At 46.6% G+C, this 18,932-nt stretch carries 19 protein-coding genes; 13 read left to right on the top strand and 6 right to left on the bottom strand.

What is annotated here, in order from left to right; all coding sequences use genetic code 11:
* The first annotated feature begins 163 nt into the window (after positions 1–163).
* Both lptF and lptG read left to right on the top strand, forming a co-directional pair.
* A complete protein-coding gene (gene lptF, locus ACLHG7_RS09195; RefSeq protein WP_410210731.1) occupies positions 164–1,303 on the top strand; it encodes an LPS export ABC transporter permease LptF in 1,140 nt (379 codons plus the stop codon).
* Entirely contained in the window at positions 1,300–2,355 is a 1,056-nt protein-coding gene (gene lptG / locus ACLHG7_RS09190) for an LPS export ABC transporter permease LptG (RefSeq protein ID WP_410210730.1), read from the top strand. Before lptF ends, lptG begins: the two co-directional genes overlap by 4 nt.
* Before the next feature lie 51 nt (positions 2,356–2,406).
* Here lptG and ACLHG7_RS09185 read toward each other — a convergent pair whose 3' ends face one another.
* On the bottom strand, positions 2,407–3,006 hold the full coding sequence (locus ACLHG7_RS09185; RefSeq protein WP_410210729.1) for a class I SAM-dependent methyltransferase: 600 nt from the start codon (positions 3,004–3,006) through the stop codon (positions 2,407–2,409).
* A 369-nt stretch (positions 3,007–3,375) separates the two neighbouring features.
* Complete coding sequence (locus ACLHG7_RS09180; RefSeq protein ID WP_410210728.1) at positions 3,376–4,176, bottom strand: exodeoxyribonuclease III; 801 nt, start codon at positions 4,174–4,176, stop codon at positions 3,376–3,378.
* 96 nt (positions 4,177–4,272) lie between these two features.
* Between ACLHG7_RS09180 and pyrE the strand changes: the two genes are divergently transcribed.
* The 3 genes from pyrE to ACLHG7_RS09165 all read left to right on the top strand — a co-directional run bounded on the left by pyrE (position 4,273) and on the right by ACLHG7_RS09165 (position 6,425).
* Positions 4,273–4,986 (top strand): orotate phosphoribosyltransferase, encoded by a 714-nt coding sequence (pyrE, locus tag ACLHG7_RS09175; protein ID WP_114897707.1) that lies wholly within the window; start codon positions 4,273–4,275, stop codon positions 4,984–4,986.
* A 103-nt stretch (positions 4,987–5,089) separates the two neighbouring features.
* Complete coding sequence (gene gshB / locus ACLHG7_RS09170; RefSeq protein ID WP_410210727.1) at positions 5,090–6,028, top strand: glutathione synthase; 939 nt, start codon at positions 5,090–5,092, stop codon at positions 6,026–6,028.
* Between the two features lie 85 nt (positions 6,029–6,113).
* Positions 6,114–6,425 carry a hypothetical protein gene (locus ACLHG7_RS09165; protein WP_410210726.1) on the top strand — a complete coding sequence of 104 codons (312 nt, stop codon included), beginning with the start codon at positions 6,114–6,116 and terminating at the stop codon, positions 6,423–6,425.
* Between the two features lie 32 nt (positions 6,426–6,457).
* On the opposite strand, the gene ACLHG7_RS09160 is transcribed toward ACLHG7_RS09165, so the two are convergent.
* From ACLHG7_RS09160 to ACLHG7_RS09150, 3 genes are read right to left on the bottom strand one after another with little or no spacing between them, the layout of a single operon-like run.
* Entirely contained in the window at positions 6,458–6,787 is a 330-nt protein-coding gene (locus ACLHG7_RS09160) for a YnfA family protein (protein WP_410210725.1), read from the bottom strand.
* A gap of 45 nt (positions 6,788–6,832) precedes the next feature.
* The gene (locus ACLHG7_RS09155) at positions 6,833–7,375 is read right to left on the bottom strand and encodes a DUF924 family protein (RefSeq protein ID WP_410210724.1); all 543 of its coding nucleotides are present in this window, start codon (positions 7,373–7,375) and stop codon (positions 6,833–6,835) included.
* 49 nt (positions 7,376–7,424) lie between these two features.
* Positions 7,425–7,928 carry a DUF1993 family protein gene (locus ACLHG7_RS09150; protein ID WP_410210723.1) on the bottom strand — a complete coding sequence of 168 codons (504 nt, stop codon included), beginning with the start codon at positions 7,926–7,928 and terminating at the stop codon, positions 7,425–7,427.
* A 429-nt stretch (positions 7,929–8,357) separates the two neighbouring features.
* On the opposite strand from ACLHG7_RS09150, the gene murG reads away from it, so the two are divergent.
* From murG to lpxC, 7 genes are all read left to right on the top strand, one after another.
* A complete protein-coding gene (murG, locus tag ACLHG7_RS09145; protein ID WP_410210722.1) occupies positions 8,358–9,479 on the top strand; it encodes an undecaprenyldiphospho-muramoylpentapeptide beta-N-acetylglucosaminyltransferase in 1,122 nt (373 codons plus the stop codon).
* 65 nt (positions 9,480–9,544) lie between these two features.
* Entirely contained in the window at positions 9,545–11,044 is a 1,500-nt protein-coding gene (murC, locus tag ACLHG7_RS09140; protein ID WP_410210721.1) for a UDP-N-acetylmuramate--L-alanine ligase, read from the top strand.
* A 222-nt stretch (positions 11,045–11,266) separates the two neighbouring features.
* On the top strand, positions 11,267–12,235 hold the full coding sequence (locus ACLHG7_RS09135) for a D-alanine--D-alanine ligase (protein WP_410210720.1): 969 nt from the start codon (positions 11,267–11,269) through the stop codon (positions 12,233–12,235).
* Positions 12,192–13,124 carry a cell division protein FtsQ/DivIB gene (locus ACLHG7_RS09130; protein WP_410210719.1) on the top strand — a complete coding sequence of 311 codons (933 nt, stop codon included), beginning with the start codon at positions 12,192–12,194 and terminating at the stop codon, positions 13,122–13,124. Before ACLHG7_RS09135 ends, ACLHG7_RS09130 begins: the two co-directional genes overlap by 44 nt.
* 104 nt (positions 13,125–13,228) lie before the next feature.
* On the top strand, positions 13,229–14,506 hold the full coding sequence (gene ftsA, locus ACLHG7_RS09125) for a cell division protein FtsA (RefSeq protein WP_114897715.1): 1,278 nt from the start codon (positions 13,229–13,231) through the stop codon (positions 14,504–14,506).
* 259 nt (positions 14,507–14,765) lie between these two features.
* The gene (ftsZ, locus tag ACLHG7_RS09120) at positions 14,766–15,932 is read left to right on the top strand and encodes a cell division protein FtsZ (RefSeq protein ID WP_410210718.1); all 1,167 of its coding nucleotides are present in this window, start codon (positions 14,766–14,768) and stop codon (positions 15,930–15,932) included.
* A 257-nt stretch (positions 15,933–16,189) separates the two neighbouring features.
* Complete coding sequence (gene lpxC / locus ACLHG7_RS09115; protein WP_410210717.1) at positions 16,190–17,116, top strand: UDP-3-O-acyl-N-acetylglucosamine deacetylase; 927 nt, start codon at positions 16,190–16,192, stop codon at positions 17,114–17,116.
* 85 nt (positions 17,117–17,201) lie between these two features.
* Here the strand turns inward: lpxC and ACLHG7_RS09110 are convergent, their stop codons facing one another.
* The gene (locus ACLHG7_RS09110) at positions 17,202–17,684 is read right to left on the bottom strand and encodes a hypothetical protein (RefSeq protein WP_410210716.1); all 483 of its coding nucleotides are present in this window, start codon (positions 17,682–17,684) and stop codon (positions 17,202–17,204) included.
* A gap of 227 nt (positions 17,685–17,911) precedes the next feature.
* On the opposite strand from ACLHG7_RS09110, the gene ACLHG7_RS09105 reads away from it, so the two are divergent.
* On the top strand, positions 17,912–18,760 hold the full coding sequence (locus tag ACLHG7_RS09105; RefSeq protein WP_322887813.1) for a M23 family metallopeptidase: 849 nt from the start codon (positions 17,912–17,914) through the stop codon (positions 18,758–18,760).
* Positions 18,761–18,932: the final 172 nt, after the last annotated feature.

Here is an 18,932-nt window from a genome sequence, read left to right as displayed (position 1 = left end):
GCATGGTCGATTGCCATGTTTTGAACAACGAGAATGTAGTTTCTCTGTGAAGGATTGTCCGCAATCAGGTACACTGTATTTCAACGATATTCTAATGACCGACTAAACGCCTTTTTAGGCTGTTTTTGGACTTCAATATGCGCTTTCTTACGGATCATACATTGTGATTATTAGCCGTTATTTGCTGCGCCAAGTGGCGACAACGACACTGGTGGTCACCAGTTTTTTAGCGTTCATCATGATCGGCGGACGGCTTATTAAATATTTTGGTATTGCTGCTCAAGGTCGACTCGATGTCAGTGCCTTGCTCTGGCTAGTTGCCTATCGCATGCCTGATTTCTTGACGTTGATCTTACCTCTTGGCTTTTTTACAGGACTGATGCTGGTCTTTGGTCGCCTCTACGTGGACCACGAAATGGCGGTGTTGAATGCCAGCGGTGTGAGTCGGGACAGTCTAGCTCTCAGGCTATGGCCTTTGGCTGTTCTGCTGATTGTAGTTGAAGCAGGCTTAACCCTTTATGCTGCGCCGTGGGGATTTCAGCGATCTGAAAAAGTACTTGCCGAACAGTCGGCTAAGAAAGGCTTTGATCTTGTAAGTCCCGGTCGCTTTATGAATTCGGGTAGTTATACCTTCTATGCGGATGGGCAGTCTAAAGATCGAACCACTTTGCTGAATGTCTTTGTGCATCAGGATGCTGCTAATGGCTCGGATGTGCTGATTGTGGCAAAGGAAGCGGTGCGTCTTATCGATCCGTCACGGTTGAATACGATTGTCGAGTTGCATAATGGTCGACGCTATGAGCTTAAAGCAGGTCAGCTTAAGTACTCTGAAGCACAGTTTGCAACTTATCGTTTACATTTGAATGATCCACAAGCGGCTGAAGCGGTTGCGATGTCCAATGAGTCGATGTCGACAGAAGATCTCTTGGCACGCCCTAAAGATGCAAAAGCACAAAGTGAACTGGGCTGGCGCCTGACGATGCCTGTGATGATTATTCTGGCGGTTATTTTGTCTTTACCTTTATCTCAAGTGAATCCACGTCAAGGGCGATATTTACGCCTGTTCCCTGCGTTATTGGTTTTTGTAGCGCTGGTGATTGGTGTGCTTGCACTCAAACTGAGAATCGGGAAAGGGACCTTATCTGTCTGGTGGTATGCTGGACTGGTCTTTTTCTACTTGTCCTTTGCCATGATATTGGCCCGTAAACAACGCTTAACGGCACGCTTAAGTGGTAAAACCCCGCACCATCCGCATGGAGGAGGAGGTCCAACGAATATGCCGCATGTGGGAGAGTTATCATGATTATGCGTCGTCATGTGATTCGGGTGACTTTTTCGGCAATGATTGGTGTTGTCCTGATTCTGCTCATTGTGCAGATGTTATTTGTCTTTTTGGGTCAGATGAGTGATCTTAAAGATACCTATCGCATTGGATCTGCGTTGCGCTACGTACTCTTGCAAACCCCAGGTAATTTTTATAGCGTGCTGCCGATAGGTGCCTTGATTGGTGCTGTTGTTGGTTTGGGTTCACTGGCATCCAGTAGCGAATTGATCGTGATGCGTGCATCCGGTGTAAGTGTCTGGCGCATCGTCGGTTGGGTGCTCCGCCCCGCATTGGTTTTGGGCTTGATTGCTTTTGCAGCGAGCCAGTGGATTATTCCACCAGCAACTCAAAAAGCAGAGCTAATTCGCAGCGGCCTTGCTAAAGACTCAGGTGTGCACGGCTATTGGCATAAAGAAGGGCAAGAATATGCTTTTATTTCTTATGCGAATGAAAAAGGGGCATTAGGGGTCGTCAAGGCGTTTCATTTTAATGATGACCAGCGTTTACTGGATAGCTGGCAGGCACCATCAGGGCAGTTCCAAGGGAGTCAGATTTGGATACTGAACGATGTGTCCAATGCCAAGATTCAGCCCACGGGCCAAAGTTTCCCCGTTCATGCAGCGAGCCAAATTTGGTCGGTGAATCTGAAACCCAAGCTGCTGTCAGCGGCGACCGCTGATCCTTATGAGCTGTCTCCCAGTCAGCTATTTAAATATGGTCGTTTGTTGTCATCCGATAAGACACCAGTACCCAGTGAATACAAACTGTCATTTTGGCAGAAGATATTCGCGCCTTTAGGCTTGATGTCGCTTGTGGTCCTAGCCTGTGCATTTGTTTTCGGGTCTTTGCGCAATCGATCAATGGGCTTTCGGATCGTGATTGCACTGCTGGTTGGATTGGGCTTCCGTTATCTGCAAGATTTCATTGGCTATGTGGGCTTGGTGGCTGGTGGCTGGACGATTCTGTATGTGTTGATACCGATATTGGCCGTGTTTGCCTTGGGTGGTTATTTTTTAAAGCGAGCACGCTAGGCTCGCTTTCTTCTTTTTTCATGGGATCAATGGAAGCTGATGTTATAAACGTCAGTCTTTCTGCGCCATCGTGATGGTGTAGGTTTTCCCTTGTTTAAGCTTATCCGAGTTACCAAACACTTCCTTAAAGGTACGCTGCATAAATTCACGTAAACCATTGATCGTGACCACATAGAAACGACCGCCGCTATTCATTGCGTTATATGCATCCAGCAAGTAGAGATAGTGTTGTTCTTTGCTGGCTTTGGCGGGTAGGTTCGACATGACAAGGTCAAAGCGACGTTTGGGATCAACATGACGAAAGCCGTTGGAGAGCTGGACCTCGGTATTGCTCAGTTTATTATCCGCACAGTTTTTCTTGGCATATTCAATCGCGACGAAATCTTTATCAATGAGCAGATGCTGTCCTTCTGGGCATTCGCGTGCAGCGGTCATACCCAAAATCCCGTAACCACAACCCAGATCTATGGAGGAGTCGGCAGGGCGGAACTCAATATGATCCAGCAACATGAGCGAGCCTTCATCCAATTTTTCAGGTGAAAATAGCCCCCATGTTGAAGTGAATTTCATCGGTTTCCCCAATACCGATTCTTCAAAATGCAAATCTTGGCGCCAACGTGCGTGTAGGCTATCGAGTTCTTGGCGATTCATGAGGATTTTTCCGAGAATGGGTGAATTGGGGCGCTATGATAAACGATTTGTGGTTATTCGCGTTGGATGCATTATTTTACAGGCACAAAAAAGCCGCGCTGACTCTCATCCTGATGCGCGGCTTATTTGTTCTTACGCCCTGTTTTGCACGTTTGTCATGCATCTCGCACAACGCACGGTATTCATCCCGAACCTTTTTTTTCTGTTTTGCGGCGAGGTTCTCCCCCTTGGCGATCCTTGCCGACTTCCTTGTGATGCCTGATCATAATCCAATTTTTGAGCAGGCTCCGATAGCCGCAAAGCACGTCAGTTTTTGTAAGCATTTGCGTACATCAGTACACTTTTATACCCAAGTCAGGAAGAGGTGTTTTACTCAACCAGATAGTCGATCACTACAGGGGAGTGGTCGCTAAAACGAGTGTCACGATAAATAAATACATTTTTGATTTTATCGCGCCAATCTGCGGAGGCAATTTGATAATCAATCCGCCACCCAACGTTCTTTGCCCAGGCTTGCCCACGGTTTGACCACCATGAGTATTCTTCGGCATTTTTGTTGAGCTCACGGAAGGTATCGATATAACCCAGTGCAAACACATCATCCATCCATGCACGCTCATGGGGCAAACAGCCTGAATTGCCGATGTTGCCTCTCCAGTTTTTCAGATCAATGTCTCTGTGGGTAATGTTGACATCACTACAGACAATAATAGAGCGGTTTTCCAGACGCCAAGCATCGAAAATCGGCAGCATCTTTGCAATAAATTCATCTTTACGGCTCTGTGCAATTTCAGAGCTAGAACCTGACGGAATGTACACCGAAGCCACATCAAATGTTTTACCATTCACCTCAAAGGTGGCAATCGTACAGCGGCCTTCGCTGTCGCATAGTTCAAACCCTAAACCATCTGTGATCTTGGTAATGGGCAAGCGACTATAGATAGCCGTTCCTGCGTAGCCCGCTTTTTCGGCAGGGAAAAGGTGTGTGTGCCAAAGTGCGGGCTTATGGCTATCGATCCATTGATGAGTTTGCAGACGACTTTCTTGCAGGCAAATGATGTCGATATCGGATGCATCAAGCCATTCGATGAGACCTTTGCTTGCCGCGGCACGTAAACCGTTGGCATTCAGTGAAACGATGCGGATTAAACCTGTTTCCTTTGCTATCATTGCGCTATCCTCAAACTTTTAATGATACGGCTCAATTAAAACGATTTGCCTAAACCTTATATGCCGAATATGTAGACTCTTTGGGAGAAGATCATCATGTCACAGCAACCTTCACCGCAAAAATTTAGCGTACATGGACTGATTGAGCTTGCTCTTTCGCGTGGCGTACTTAAATTTGGAGAGTTTACCCTAAAGTCTGGTCGTGTGAGTCCTTACTTTTTTAATGCAGGCTTACTCAATGATGGCGAAGCACTGTCCTTGTTGGCCAGTGGCTACGCGCAAAAAATGATGGCAAGCGAAGATGTGGGCGTCTTATTTGGTCCAGCCTATAAAGGCATTCCTCTTGTCGCTGCAACCGCCAGTGCGCTGTGGCATGAGCATGGGGTGAATGTGCCTTGGGGCTTTAATCGTAAAGAAGTCAAAGATCACGGGGAAGGTGGCTTGTTGGTCGGTGCGCCGGTTGCGGGTCAACGCGTGTGGATTGTGGATGATGTGATCACCGCAGGAACGGCTATACGCGAAGTAATGAATGTCTTAACGAAAGCGGGTGCTAAAGTGACTGGGGTTTTGGTTGCATTGGATCGTCAAGAGCGTGGACAAGGTGAGCTATCAGCCATTCAAGAAATTGAACAGCAATATAATATCCCTGTTCAAGCCCTACTGACCATGACCGATCTCATGAACTATTTGAAGAAAGAAAATCGTTTGGACGATCTTGCGCGCATGCAAAATTATCGTGCGGAATTTGGTATCCAGAGCAAGTCGGTTGATTCTTTGCAACGTGGCTTGTTTGATGAGGCAGCGTTTTAAGTCAACATCCTCGTCTGCTCATGAGTCTATTTCTTCAGTCCCTCTTTGATTAAAGAGGGACGCCTACTTTTATAAAACTATGTCAATCAAAGGCTGCACCACTATGCGCGTTCTTGTTGTGATGGATCCCATTGAAAAAATTAACATCAAAAAAGATACCACTTTAGCGATGCTGTGGGCGGCCAAGCGCCGTGGACATACGTTGGGCTATGTGTTGCAAAGTGACTTATTTATCAATAACGGTAAAGCTTTTGGTTTGGTAAAGCCGCTGGATGTCTTCGAGGGTACGAAAGATTTCTTTAAACTGGGTGAAACTGTAAAAGAGTCTCTCGCCAGTTATGACGTGATTCTGATGCGCAAAGATCCGCCGTTTGACATGAACTTTGTCTATACCACTTATATTCTAGAGCAGGCTGAGCGTGAAGGGGCGTGGGTGGTGAATCGCCCGCAAAGTCTGCGTGACTGCAATGAAAAACTATTTGCAACCCAGTTTCCAGACTTGATGGTGCCTACTCTGGTGACTTCGCAGCAATCCCTGATTCGTGAGTTTTTGGCAGAGCATGGCGATATTATCGTGAAGCCTTTGGATGGTATGGGTGGTTCGGGGATTTTTCGTTTGCAAACCGGCGTACCGAATGTCGGTTCAACTCTGGAAATGCTGACCAATCTGGGGCAATTCCCGATTATGGCGCAAAAATATATCCCCGAAATTGTTGATGGGGATAAGCGCATTTTGCTGATTAATGGCGAACCAGTGCCGTATTGCCTAGCCCGTATTCCGCAAAATGGTGAGGTGCGCGGTAATCTCGCTGCTGGTGGTCGCGGTGAAGCGCGACCTCTGACTGAAAAAGATCGTACGATCGCAGCGAAAGTCGGTCCTGTACTGCGTGAGAAAGGATTGGTTTTTGTTGGTTTGGATGTGATTGGTGAGTATGTCACGGAGATCAATGTCACCAGCCCAACCTGTGTCCGTGAGATTGATGCCGCTTATGGGACGTCGATCGCGGATGATTTGTTTAAGGTGCTGGAAGCGGGGCGATAAGGATTGGAAATTTTGTGTTGGGTAAGGATGTGGGGGGGGGCTTGTCGCCTCATAAATTACCCTAATTTCAATGTTAGAGTACCTTATGGAAAGTGTTGTCAATCTTCTGTCTGAAACCGAGATTTCACAGGAAATTTTGAAAAATAATGCACATAATATCAAAGTAAGCATTGATTTAGATAATAAAGACGTCTATTTAGAATATTCCTCACGCCAAGCTTTATATGAGCTTGGCAAAACACTCATGGTTGAAGCTATCCAAGGATGTGGTCAATTGGAGCTATACCCATTAGGTTCGGAGGGAAGTTGGCTGATTGTTGAAGGTGTTCGTTTAACGGAAGATAGTTCACGAATCTTTGTCTTTTCTCCATCTCAGAGTCCTGCTGAGAAGTTGTAATTATTAAAGTTTTGATTGCTTCCCTATTTCCTTTAACTCTTCGGCGCAAAAATAATAATACACGCACCTAATATCGTAACTGTGCAGCCCGTTATATCCCAAACCGTTGGGCGTACCCCATCCACTACCCAAAGCCATAAGATGGCGACACCAATATAGATCCCTCCATACGCGGCATACACGCGACCTGCAGCAGCAGGGTGCAACGTCAGTAGCCATGCAAAGGCGGCTAATGCAAATGCAGCCGGAATCAATAACCAAGGGCTTTTGCCTTGCGTCAACCACAAATAAGGCAAATAGCAGCCAATGATTTCGACTACTGCAGTGATGGCGAAGAGAAATATTGCTTTAAGCTCGATCAAGAGAGCAACTCCATTATGTTTAAATGGTGATATCTCAAGAATAAGCTAAAAATGACTGTTGGGCTCTGTTAAAAATTCAATTTCTTCAGGGGTGGAGACGCGTCCTAGCACGGCATTGCGATGAGGATAACGTCCAAAACGGTCAATGATCGCTTTATGCTTATATTCAAACTCTAGGTTCCCTGCGATACCGAGAGCGGTATAAAGGCGCACCGCTTCGATATGAATAGTGCGTGATTCGCTATGCATAAACGGTAGGTATAAAAAGACCCGCTGTTCAGGAGTAAGCTGTTGATCAAGCCCTAGTGCAATCGCTTCTTGCGCAAGAACCAGTGCCATGGGGTCGGCGGCAAATTGACGCGGATCATCACGAAACAGATTTCTCGAGAACTGATCAATCACAATAATTTCAGCCAGCCGTCCTTGCGCGCCGACTTTACGCCAAGCAGACAGCTCGCAGGCAATGGCTTGCCTGTGAACGTCTTCAAATCGACGACGAATCGTCTCATCAAAGGCAAGATCCTTCGTAAACCACTGTTCGGGTGTGGACTCTGTAAACCAAAACGAAAGGATGTCTTGATAATTCATAATGGCTTCCATTGTTGCGGAGAGTTAATTGCCGAGGTGTGAAGGTCCATTAACCTAAAAAGTCACGTTTGCCCAAGGTCACACCTTGGTGACGGAGTAAGTCATACGCAGTTGTGGTGTGAAAAATAAAATTAGGCAGTACCCACTGCGTCAAATAGTTTTGACCTGTAAAATCAACGAGGAGGCCTGGGCCGAGAGGGATTTTTAACGCGCGGGTTTCTGCACCTTCAAAAGCACTCTCTGGAATGCTCTCTAAAAACGCAACGGTTTTGGCAATGCGTTCCTGCAGTTCCGGAATAGTGGCTTCAACATCTTCAAATACAGGTGCCTCAATGGCGGCTAAACGCGCTGCGCCTTTCTTGACGGTATCGGTTGCCATTTGAACTTGACGGGTCAGGGGGAACATATCCGGTGCGAAACGTGCATTCAATAAAGAGTTAGGGTCGATACTATTCTCTGCGGCATAGTTTGATGCTTTGCTAAGAATTTTGGATTGATTGTTAAGCAGGTGCTTTGCCATTGGAATCAAGGCACTATAAATGGTGAATGACATGATTGAGCTTCCGTTTTCATTGTAATTAAGAGGTAAACTTGCCGCAGCAATTTAGCATTATCAATGCGGTTTTTTTAGGTGATTTCTGTATAAACGTATCTCGTGATCACTCATAGACTTTCCTTGTAGGGTCTGCCCAATCATCCAGTTTAAGTGCGAAGGGTGATGTATTTAAGAAACTGTTTAATTTCTGAGCACTAGAAACAGATCAACACACATTAAACGCAGAGTTGTTTTACAGTACCGTGACGTTGCTTTATCGTCAGATAACGCCGATTACGACACAAACGCTTCAAACATGACCATGGTTGCGAGTATCATGCGCGGTCGTGGGCGAATGAGAAGAGATTCGCTCTACATTGTCCGTATAGGCGTGATCGATACCCTGTCGGTATTAAACATTCAAAGCATCCACTTTAGGCAAATTTTGTGTCCTCAAATTCAGCAAAACCTCAAAAAGTCCAAAAAAGAATTGCCAATGTCATGATCATGGCAGCAGGTACTGGCGGACATATATTTCCGGCACTGGCTGTGGCTGAGCGATTGCGTGCGCAAGGTGTGGCAGTACATTGGCTGGCAACACCATCGGGTATGGAGCACCGGTTGGTGGCGCCTTCGGGGATTCCTTTGTATCCCATTGATATTCAGGGTTTACGTGGAAATGGCCTGAAACGTTTGATCGCAGCACCATTGAAAATCTTAAAGGCAACCATCGCGGCCATGCGTCTTATGAAGGCTCTAAATATTGACGTGGTAGTCGGCTTTGGTGGTTATGTTGCAGGTCCAGGTGGCTTGGCTGCACGCTTGTTGGGTATCAAACTGGTAATCCATGAACAGAATGCGATTGCGGGCATGACCAATCGTCAATTGGCAAAGATTGCGACCACAGTTTTACAGGCCTTTCCCAAAGCATTTGCGCCCGCTGCCAAAGTCCGTACAACGGGTAATCCTGTGCGGACGGATATCTTGCATGTCGCAGAACCTGCGCAACGCTTTTTAGATCGTAGCGGTCCAATTGAGATTTTAGTGATAGGCGGCTCTCTAGGCGCACAAGCACTGAATGAACGCGTACCGAAAGCTTTAGCGTTATTGGCGTCGCCAGGGCAGCCGATTCACGTCCGTCATCAATGTGGTCAAAAGCAAGTCGATGAAACCACTGCACGCTATGATAGCCTTGCATTGAAACCGTATCTGACATTCGAAGTGGTGCCATTTATTGATAATATGGCGTACGCTTATGCACAATCGGATTTAATTATTTGCCGCGCGGGTGCCTTGACCGTATCTGAAGTTGCTGCGGCGGGCTTACCTGCTGTGTTTGTCCCGTTGCCGCAAGCAGTCGATGATCATCAGACGGCCAATGCGCGTTATTTAAGTGATTCAGGGGCGGCGTTACTTTGTCCACAGGCGACATTAACACCTGAACATTTGGCAGAACAATTGCGCCCACTGCTGAATCGCGCGACACTGCTAAACATGGCTGAGAAGTCACGATTACAAGCACAGCCGTGTGCGACGTCGGCTGTCGTTGATGCGGTGGTTGAAATTTAATTTGGATGAGTGTTTTTAATCATCTTCGTTCATTTATTTAAAGAATATAAAACATGGAGTTGGGTATGCCAGCGTCACAACAGTCATCCGTAAGTGCTTCATCCCTTGCATCCCAAGCTCAGGCTAAAGTGAGTCGTTTGATCGAGATCCCAGAAATGCGTCGTATCGGACGAATCCACTTTGTGGGGATTGGTGGTGCGGGAATGTGTGGTATTGCTGAGGTGCTGAAGAATCAAGGGTATGACGTTTCAGGCTCAGATCTAAAAATCGGTGAAACCACTCAGCGCTTAGAGGAAATGGGTGTAAAAGTCTTCTACGGTCACGATGCTGCGCATGTTGAGGGTGCGAACGTACTGGTTGTTTCAACCGCGATTGATCATGAAAATCCTGAGATTCAAGCCGCGATCGAGAAGCATATTCCTTTGGTGCGCCGTGCAGAAATGTTGGGGGAGCTCATGCGCTATCGTCATGGTATTGCCGTGGCAGGAACCCATGGCAAAACTACGACCACAAGTCTGCTCACCATGATGCTTGCCGAAGAAGGTTTGGATCCAACGTTTGTGATCGGCGGTATGCTGAACAGTTTAGGCAAAAATGCACAGTTGGGTGCCAGTCGTTATCTGGTTGCGGAAGCCGATGAAAGCGATGCGTCATTCCTTTTTCTGCAACCTATGGCGGCGATTATTACCAATATCGACGCGGACCATATGGAAACCTATGGCGGCAGTTTTGAAAAACTGAAAGATACCTTTATTCAGTTCCTGCACAATCTGCCGTTTTATGGATTGGCTGTCCTGTGTGGTGATGATCAGAATATTCGTGAGCTATTGCCACGTGTAGGCCGCCCGTTTATTACCTATGGTTTTAATGAAGGCAATGATATCCGCGCAGTAGATGTTGTTCAGCTTGGGATGAAAACTCAGTTCACGGTACTGCGGCGGGATCGTGAGCCATTGACACTGACGACTAATCAACCCGGTTTGCATAATGTCTTAAATGCATTGGCGGCGATTGGTATTGCCACTGATGAAGGCGTGAGTGATGCTGCGATTGGTCGTGCGCTGGCGAGTTTTGCTGGTGTGGGTCGTCGTTTCCAAATTCAAGGCGAGTTTGCGCATCAAGACGGTCATGTGATTCTGGTTGATGATTATGGACATCACCCTAAAGAAGTGGAAGTCACAATCAAGGCCGCACGTCAAAGTCATCCGAATCAACGTTTGGTAATGCTATTTCAACCGCATCGTTTTACGCGAACACGGGATTGTTTTGAGGATTTTGTTGAGGTCTTATCGCATGTCGATGTGTTGTTGTTGATGGAAGTCTATCCAGCTGGTGAGAAGCCGATTGTGGGGGCAGACAGCCGTAGTTTGGCACGTAGTATCCGCGCCCGTGGTCAGGTCGAGCCGATTTTGGTGGATCCCGTGGATGAGCAATTACCGCAGGTCCTGCAAGGATTACTACGTGCAGGCGATTTGTTATTAACCCAAGGCGCGGGAAATGTAGGTGCAGTGTCTAACGATTTGGCACAGCATGGTTTGTATCTACAGGTAGAATCACCAAAATGATGCATTCTATAAAAAACATACATGAAAAACGTCATGATCAGATGTTTAGCATGATAAATTGCGCGGTTAGACACACTTTTGATTGAAAGTTGATTTTCTCAAGAGTGCGGTGGAAAATTTGATCAATGTCATTGTGGTTTTATGGGTATTGCGCGCAGAAGAGCAATCAGGCTGTTTTGATCGACCGTTTGGGCATATAGATTTAGCATGGGTTTAAAAAGCATGGAACAGTTTGGCAAAGTTGCGGTGTTGTTTGGTGGAAATTCCGGAGAGCGTGAAGTCTCTTTGAAAAGTGGTCAAGCCGTTCTCGATGCATTATTGACGAAAGGTGTGCAGGCTGAAGCATTTGATCCATCACATCGGGCACTCAGTGACCTCACGGAATATTCCCGTGCTTTTATCGTGTTGCATGGTCGTGGCGGTGAAGATGGCCAGATCCAAGGGTTGCTGGAGTGGATGAATATCCCGTATACGGGCTCTGGTGTACTGGCATCTGCACTGGGTATGGATAAAGTTCGCACCAAGCAACTGTGGAAAGGGATCGATCTTCCTACGGCGCCATATCGTTTACTGGATGAAAATACTGATTTTAATGCGGTGGTTGCCGAGCTCGGTCTACCGCTGATTGTCAAACCGGTTCATGAAGGCTCAAGCGTAGGCATGAGCAAAGTTGAGACCCTAGAGCAACTGGAGCCAGCCTATCAAGCGGCAAGCAGTCATGATGCGGTGGTGATGGCGGAAGCGTGGATTACGGGTAGTGAATTTACCGTTGCGATGCTGAATGGCAAAGCACTGCCAGTGATTCGTCTCCAGCCACCCGCAGATGTTGCTTTTTATGACTATCAAGCCAAATACATTCGTAATGACACGCAATACGGGATTCCATCCGGTTTAAGTAATGCAGAAGAACAAGAACTGCAATCACTGGCATTACGTGCTTTTAATGCTGTGGGTGCGACTGGCTGGGGTCGTGTCGATGCTATGCAAGATGAGCAAGGGCGGTTTTGGCTACTGGAAGTCAATACGGTTCCTGGTATGACCGACCACTCGCTGGTGCCGATGGCGGCAAAAGCAGTAGGGTATTCTTTTGCTGATCTGTGTGTAGAGATTCTGCGTCAGACTGTCAATCAGGCTGAACAGGGTGTAGATGCTGCGCCAGCTTCTAAGCCTACTGCTGCGCATGCCGGTTGAGATAAAATACGATATGGCTCAGTTACCTGCCTCTCTACGCTCAGAACCTCAAGTCCAAGTCAAAGCTGGTAATCAGACGATGGCTGGTAAGCTATCAGGTCTAGGAAGCTGGTTGTTGGTTGTAGCGGCATTGGTCCTGTGCGGTATGGGCGTGTGGGGACTGGCACATCGTTTGCTGCATGCGCCTGTAGCAGAGGTGATGGTGACTGGTGATATCAGTAGTGCTGAGCAGAATATTTTACAGCGCGGTATTCAACCTCTGATTCATGAAAATTATTTTACAGCAGATTTAACCAAGATTCGCGATGCGGTGCTGGATCAATCTTGGGTTGAAAGTGTTACTGTGACGCGGCATTGGCCCGACGGTTTGCTGGTGCGGGTGATTCCTAGACAGCCGATCGCGCGTTGGGGGAGTGGTCGTTTGTTGAGCGGTCGTGGTATGGTTTTTACGGAAGCAGTGCGTCAGGATCACAATGATTTACCTCTGCTTCACGGTCCGATCAGCCAATCTGTGGCGATGATGCAGCAGTATCAACAAATTGATCAATGGTTTACCCCTTTGGGGCTGCGTCTAAAAGAGTTGTACCTGACGGATCGGATGACTTGGTTTATGTCTTTTGATTCAGGGCTGCGTGTTATTGTTGATCAAGAACAGACTAACCTAAAATTACAGCGTTTAAGTGATTTAGGTCAGGGTGATGAAAAATTACGTGGGCTTTGGCCGCGGATTGCCGCCGTTGATTTGCGTTATCGTAATGGAATGGCGATTCAGTGGAAGGATGTTGCCGTGAATCAACGCCCAGTGATGAGTACTGCAAATGCTGCTACCACACTCGCGACGCCATCCGCACCGACATTTGGGGCGCTGAATACCGTGGTTCAACCTTAGGTGGCTAATCCCTCCAAGAATCACTGATGAATTGAGAGAGTGGCCTATGTGCCACTTAAAATATGAATTTTGACGATGTTTTTGTGAACAAGTAGGCTGTGATAATGAGTGAAACTGAAACCATCCCGACGATAGTGGCTATTGATGTCGGCACGCATAAAGTTGCGGTACTCATTGGCCGGGTTCATGCTGCTGATCATATTGAAATTATTGGGCTTGGTCATGCCAGTAATCGCGGCATGAATAAGGGCATGATTAGCAATATGGATAAGGTCGTCGCTTCGATCAAAGAAGCGGTTGCACTAGCTGAAGACATGGCAGATTGCCGTGTCCACAGTGCTTGGGTTGCGATTCCAAGTCCAGAGTTGCAAAGCTTCAATGCGTCCGGTCGCACGCCTGTTGCCAATGGCACGATTACCACAGCAGAAATCGTTCGCACGCTGGAGATGGCGAAAAGTAGCCATTTGATGCCAACGCATTATCTGATTAATTCGGTACCACTCGGCGTATCGATTGATGATAGTGATGAGTGGGCTGAGTATCCGATCAATATGGCTGCAAACGCGATCACAGGTCATTATCATTTGATGATGCTGCCAAACAACACCATGCAAAATTTGGATAAAGCACTCAAGTCCGCCAATATTGGTGTTGAGCGTATGATTATCTCTAATCTTGCCACAGCAGAATCGACATTGTTGCGTGATGAAAAAGATTATGGGGTGTGTTTGATTGATATTGGTGCGAGTATTACCGCAGTATCGGTTTATCTTGAAAACCGCCTGATTTTAAGCCATACCATTCAACGGGGTGGCGAAAATGTGACGCGTGATATCGCTTCGGTACTCCAGACTTCGACGGAACAAGCTGAGACGTTGAAAGTCCGTTATGGGGGTGTTAATCGTGATCTGATTCGTCCTGATCAAATGATTCAGGTTGCTGGTGTCGGTAGTAATCCGGGCATTACCCTGAGCCGTATGGATCTGGCGGATATCATTATCGCGCGCTACGAAGAGATTTTTGAAGAAATCAGGCGCTTACTGGTTGATACGGGTGCCTTTGGCGTATTGCGTCATGGTGTCGTATTGTCGGGCGCCGCTTGTCAGATCGAAGGCATCGTCAGTTTAGCGCGGCAATCATTGGGTGTCCCCGTTCATTTGGGTAATCATCCTGCCAGTGTCGAAATTCGCGATGATCGTAAGCCATTGCTACATCGACCTATTTTTGCAACGGCAAGCGGTTTGCTCCTCTATAGCCAAAGCGAAAACCAGCGCTGGAGCGAAGAAACTGATCGTGATGCAGGACGAGATGGCCAGATTGTGAACCGCTTGATGGTAACACCATGGAAGCGGACAGTGGATTGGTTACGTTCAATTTTTTGATGTCGTTTGAGGGGAGGGCATTTTGCACTTACCCGAGAAATTTCCAATAGTTTAAAGTTTTTATGAGTCATTTGGGTTGTTCTGGAGTTGATGGTTGTGCTGTCTTTGAGATGACTTGTCAGACAGCGTGTGCACGAAAACACAGAACTTAAACGTATTATCACACAGCATGAGGCAATGACTTGACTTAGAATGATTTAGAATAGATCAAAATCAACATAAGTCATTGCCGTACTATTTATTTTGGAGACATAACGCCATGTCAGCTTATACATTGGTGCAAGATGAAACATCTGACAATAACGGACTGGCGCGATTTACAGCGATCGGTATTGGCGGTGGCGGTGGCAACTCAATCGAACATATGGTTCGTTCAGGCATTAAAGGCGTTGCATTTGCATGTGCGAATACTGATCGCCAAGCCTTAGATCGTATGTCTGCACCAAACCGTATCCAATTGGGCCTACAAACCAGCCGTGGTCTGGGTGCTGGTGCTGACCCTCAAGTGGGTCGTCTTGCCGCACAAGAAGAACATGAGCGTATCCGTGAAACCTTACAAGGATCGGACATGGTCTTTATCACTGCCGGTATGGGCGGTGGTACAGGTACTGGTGCTGCACCAGTTGTTGCTGAGATTGCCAAAGAAATGGGCATTTTGACCGTCGCTGTGGTCACAACACCGTTTCAGTTTGAAGGCAAACGTCGTTTGGCATCAGCCCAACAAGGTATTGAAGATCTCTCCCAATACGTAGACTCACTGATTACTATTCCCAATGACAAATTGATGAGTGTTTACCGCAATCTTTCTGTCGTTGATGCATTCAAACGTGCCGATGATGTGGTTTTGAATGCGGTACGCGGTATTTCTGATTTGATTATCAATCCAGGTATGATCAATATCGACTTTGCGGATATTCGTGCGGCGATGACTGCACGTGGTCATGCCATGATGGGTATCGGTACTGCAAAAGGCGATGACCGTGCGCGCATTGCGACCGAAATGGCGATTCGTAGTCCATTGTTGGATAACGTTCTGCTTGAAGGTGCACAAGGGCTATTGGTCAACATCACTGCAGCGGATGTGAAACTGGACGAGTTCCAAACCGTGGGTGAAGTGATTGCTCAAATAGCAGACGAAGATGCCAATATTTTCGTGGGTATGGTTGTGGATCCAGATGCAGGTGAAGAGCTGCGTATTACCGTGATTGCAACGGGCTTGAGCCGTGATGACCGTACTGCACCACGTCGTCCAGTTCCTACACGTAAAGACCAAGTGTCTTTGCCTTTGGATGATGCTGATGCACCTGCAATTGATCGTCGTCATGCTGGACTATCTGAACCGCTTTCGGCTGCGACTGAAGCAGCACCTGCTGCGGCCTCACCGATTCGTATTCAAGATTTCTTGAAAAACCAGCAAAAACGTTAATAGCTTCTGGTTATCAGCTATAATTTGGCGTTTTGTACAATTGACAATCCATAAAAAGCCATCATTCAAGATGGCTTTTTTTATTAAAAAATTTTAATGAAAGTGGTGATTAATAGAGACATTTAGCTAATAAGTGTGATTCATTTGGCATTATGCTGGATAACATTTCTTTTTTTGTCTAATGAGAATGACTCTTGTGTTGGCAGGTGAGTCAATCAATGTTAGCATGGCGCAATACTGTAATATTTTGAAATAAAATGCTGAACTCCCCTAGCCCGCAAGGCCTCAGGCAACGTACGCTTAAGCAAACCATTCGTGCGACTGGTATTGGGCTGCATAGCGGTAAAAAAGTCTATCTCACTTTACATCCTCATGTTGCTGACGGCGGCATTGTTTTTCGCCGTGTGGACTTGAGTCCTCCGATTGAGATTCCCGCGCAGGCACTACTGGTCAATGAAACGACTATGTCGTCTAATTTAGAGCATGATGGTGCCCGGATCGGTACAGTTGAGCATTTGATGAGTGCTTTGGCCGGGCTTGGCATTGATAATCTCATGATCGATGTATCCGCGGCTGAAGTGCCGATCATGGATGGTAGTGCAGGGCCTTTTGTCTTCTTGATTCAGACGGCTGGCATTGTTGAACAAGATGCGCTGAAAAAATTCGTAAAAATTATTAAACCTGTTGAAGTTCTCGTCGAAGATAAACGCGCAGCGTTTATCCCGTATAACGGCTTTCGCATGTGCTTCACTATCGATTTCGATCATCCTGCCTTTGATGAAGAGCATCAATCTGCTGAACTGGATTTTTCAACAACATCGTATGTTGAAGAGCTCAGTCATGCGCGTACTTTTGGCTTCTTGCGGGACATCGAGTATCTACAAGCCAACAATCTGGCTTTGGGTGGTAGCTTAGATAATGCCATCGTGGTTGATGATCATGGCATTGTTAATGAAGACGGGCTGCGCTTTGCAGATGAGTTTGTGCGTCACAAAATGTTGGATGCGATCGGTGATTTGTATCTACTGGGCTATAGCATCATTGGTCAGTTTGACGGTTATAAATCAGGTCATGCGCTCAATAATCAGTTGCTCAGAGCCTTACTTGAACAGCCTACAAGCTATGAAATTGTGACATTTAGTGACAGAAATGACTGCCCAATTCATTATATTGCGGCCGATTAATTCATAAAAATGTTTAAAAACAACAGCAGTTATATTTTTTGAGTAAAAAGCAGGCAATGTTACAATGTAACGTTTACGTACCCACTCATCGCCGTTCTCTTGCTAAACGTCTTAAGGTATCGCTAATATCCGTGTCTTGAAACGCTGAAGCAGCATCATCCAGTATTTGTTTGACCTCAGGACTGAGAGCAGGCAAGCGTCCATGACTAATCGTCTTGGGCTTAGGCTGGACTTCAATCACAATTTTCAAATGACGAACGGCGGCAAATTCCGGATGCTGCTGTAATGATTTGATGACTTGATGCTGTAAATACTTCAATTGACTGCCCGCGGTATGATGTTCTGTTGCAATGCACAAAACATCGCCATCCAGCGCTGCAACTTGCCAGCTCACGCGTGGTGCGCCCTCTTGCTGAGGAAGCACTTCGGTAAGTATTGGCAAAATCAATTGAGTTAATGTCTTTAGGTACTCAATATGAGTCTGAAGGTTTTTTAAATTGCTTTGTGAATAGGAATTTTCGGCAGTCCTGTATGATTTTTTTTGGAAGGGCTGAGCGGGAAGTTTCATGTGGATCACTACTCTTTTGAGTTGTTGTGCACGGGTTGATTGAACACTAAGCATGCAACGCGTGTTGCATCATGTTTCAGTCGCTGTGAAGTGGCATTGATCTTGCTACCTTAACGAACCAGTGCTTTTTCAGCAACACTTTTGCAGTATTGGTTGTAAAGAGTGACAAAAAATGTCCTTTACAACCCAAACATGACCGATACGCAAGACTTAAAAATGAGGTTGTTATGCAATTAAAGATGTTTCGCGTGCAGCGAGCTTTGTTTGCGATATCTACAGTAGTTTTAGGTAGTGTTAGTTTTAATTCTTTGAGCTTCGCTGCAACGCAAGATGCATCTTTAACGATGAATCCTGTGGTTTCCTTTTCTGCTACAAGTGCTGCTTCTGCAGCAGATGCGCCGATTGCGCAACTTTGGCAACAGCAGTCTGCATTGACTGCGTCATTAGAATCATCGGGCTTGATCGCCCGTGATCATGACGAAGATCATGATCACCACACCAACCAAGATGGTATAGGCGGTGATTACGATCCTGATTATGTGACACCTTCTCGCTCTGACCGTATCTCAGATACGATCAATCAAGTGGTCGAACAGGTTCAACGTCGTGAGTCAGGTCTACAAAGCCTGAATCAGTCGATGATGACTTCACCTGAGTCAAAGGTTCAACTGCGAGACATTCTGGCCGTAGAGCCTGTTGCTAATGCACGTGTGACCTCACCTTACGGTTATCGCACCATGGGTGGCCGTGAGTTCCATCCAGGCGTGGATCTTGCGGTTCCTTACGGTACCCCAATCTATGCAACGGGTACGGGTGTAGTTGTGTATTCCGGCTGGAAAAATGGCTATGGCAACTTTATTGAAATCGATCATGGCAATGGTTATGTGACCCGTTACGGTCATTCATCGCGCCTCTTGGTATCGGTTGGTGATCAAATCAAGAAAGACCAAGAAATTGCTCTTGTCGGCTGTACCGGTCGTTGCACGGGTCCGCATCTGCATTATGAAGTCTTGCTTGATGGCAAACGTCAGAATCCAGCGACTTATTTGGCATTGGCGCCTCGTCGCGAAGAGTAATGGATTGCATAAGCGCACTCAGTGAGCGTGATAAAAAGAGCCATTTGAATCATCAAATGGCTCTTTTTTCATGAAGCCTATATCATAGTCGTGTCGGGTGCGTGATAGTCATTCAGATAGGGTGTATTGTTCAGTGCAGTCTTTGCCTGTGATTTTAAAAAGTTGAAAAATT

It is taken from the genome of Aquirhabdus sp. (assembly GCF_046462495.1).
GTDB lineage: Bacteria > Pseudomonadota > Gammaproteobacteria > Pseudomonadales > Moraxellaceae > Aquirhabdus.
The sequence above is the reverse complement of the archived record's forward strand: the minus strand, read 5'-3'. Positions and strand labels throughout refer to the sequence as shown.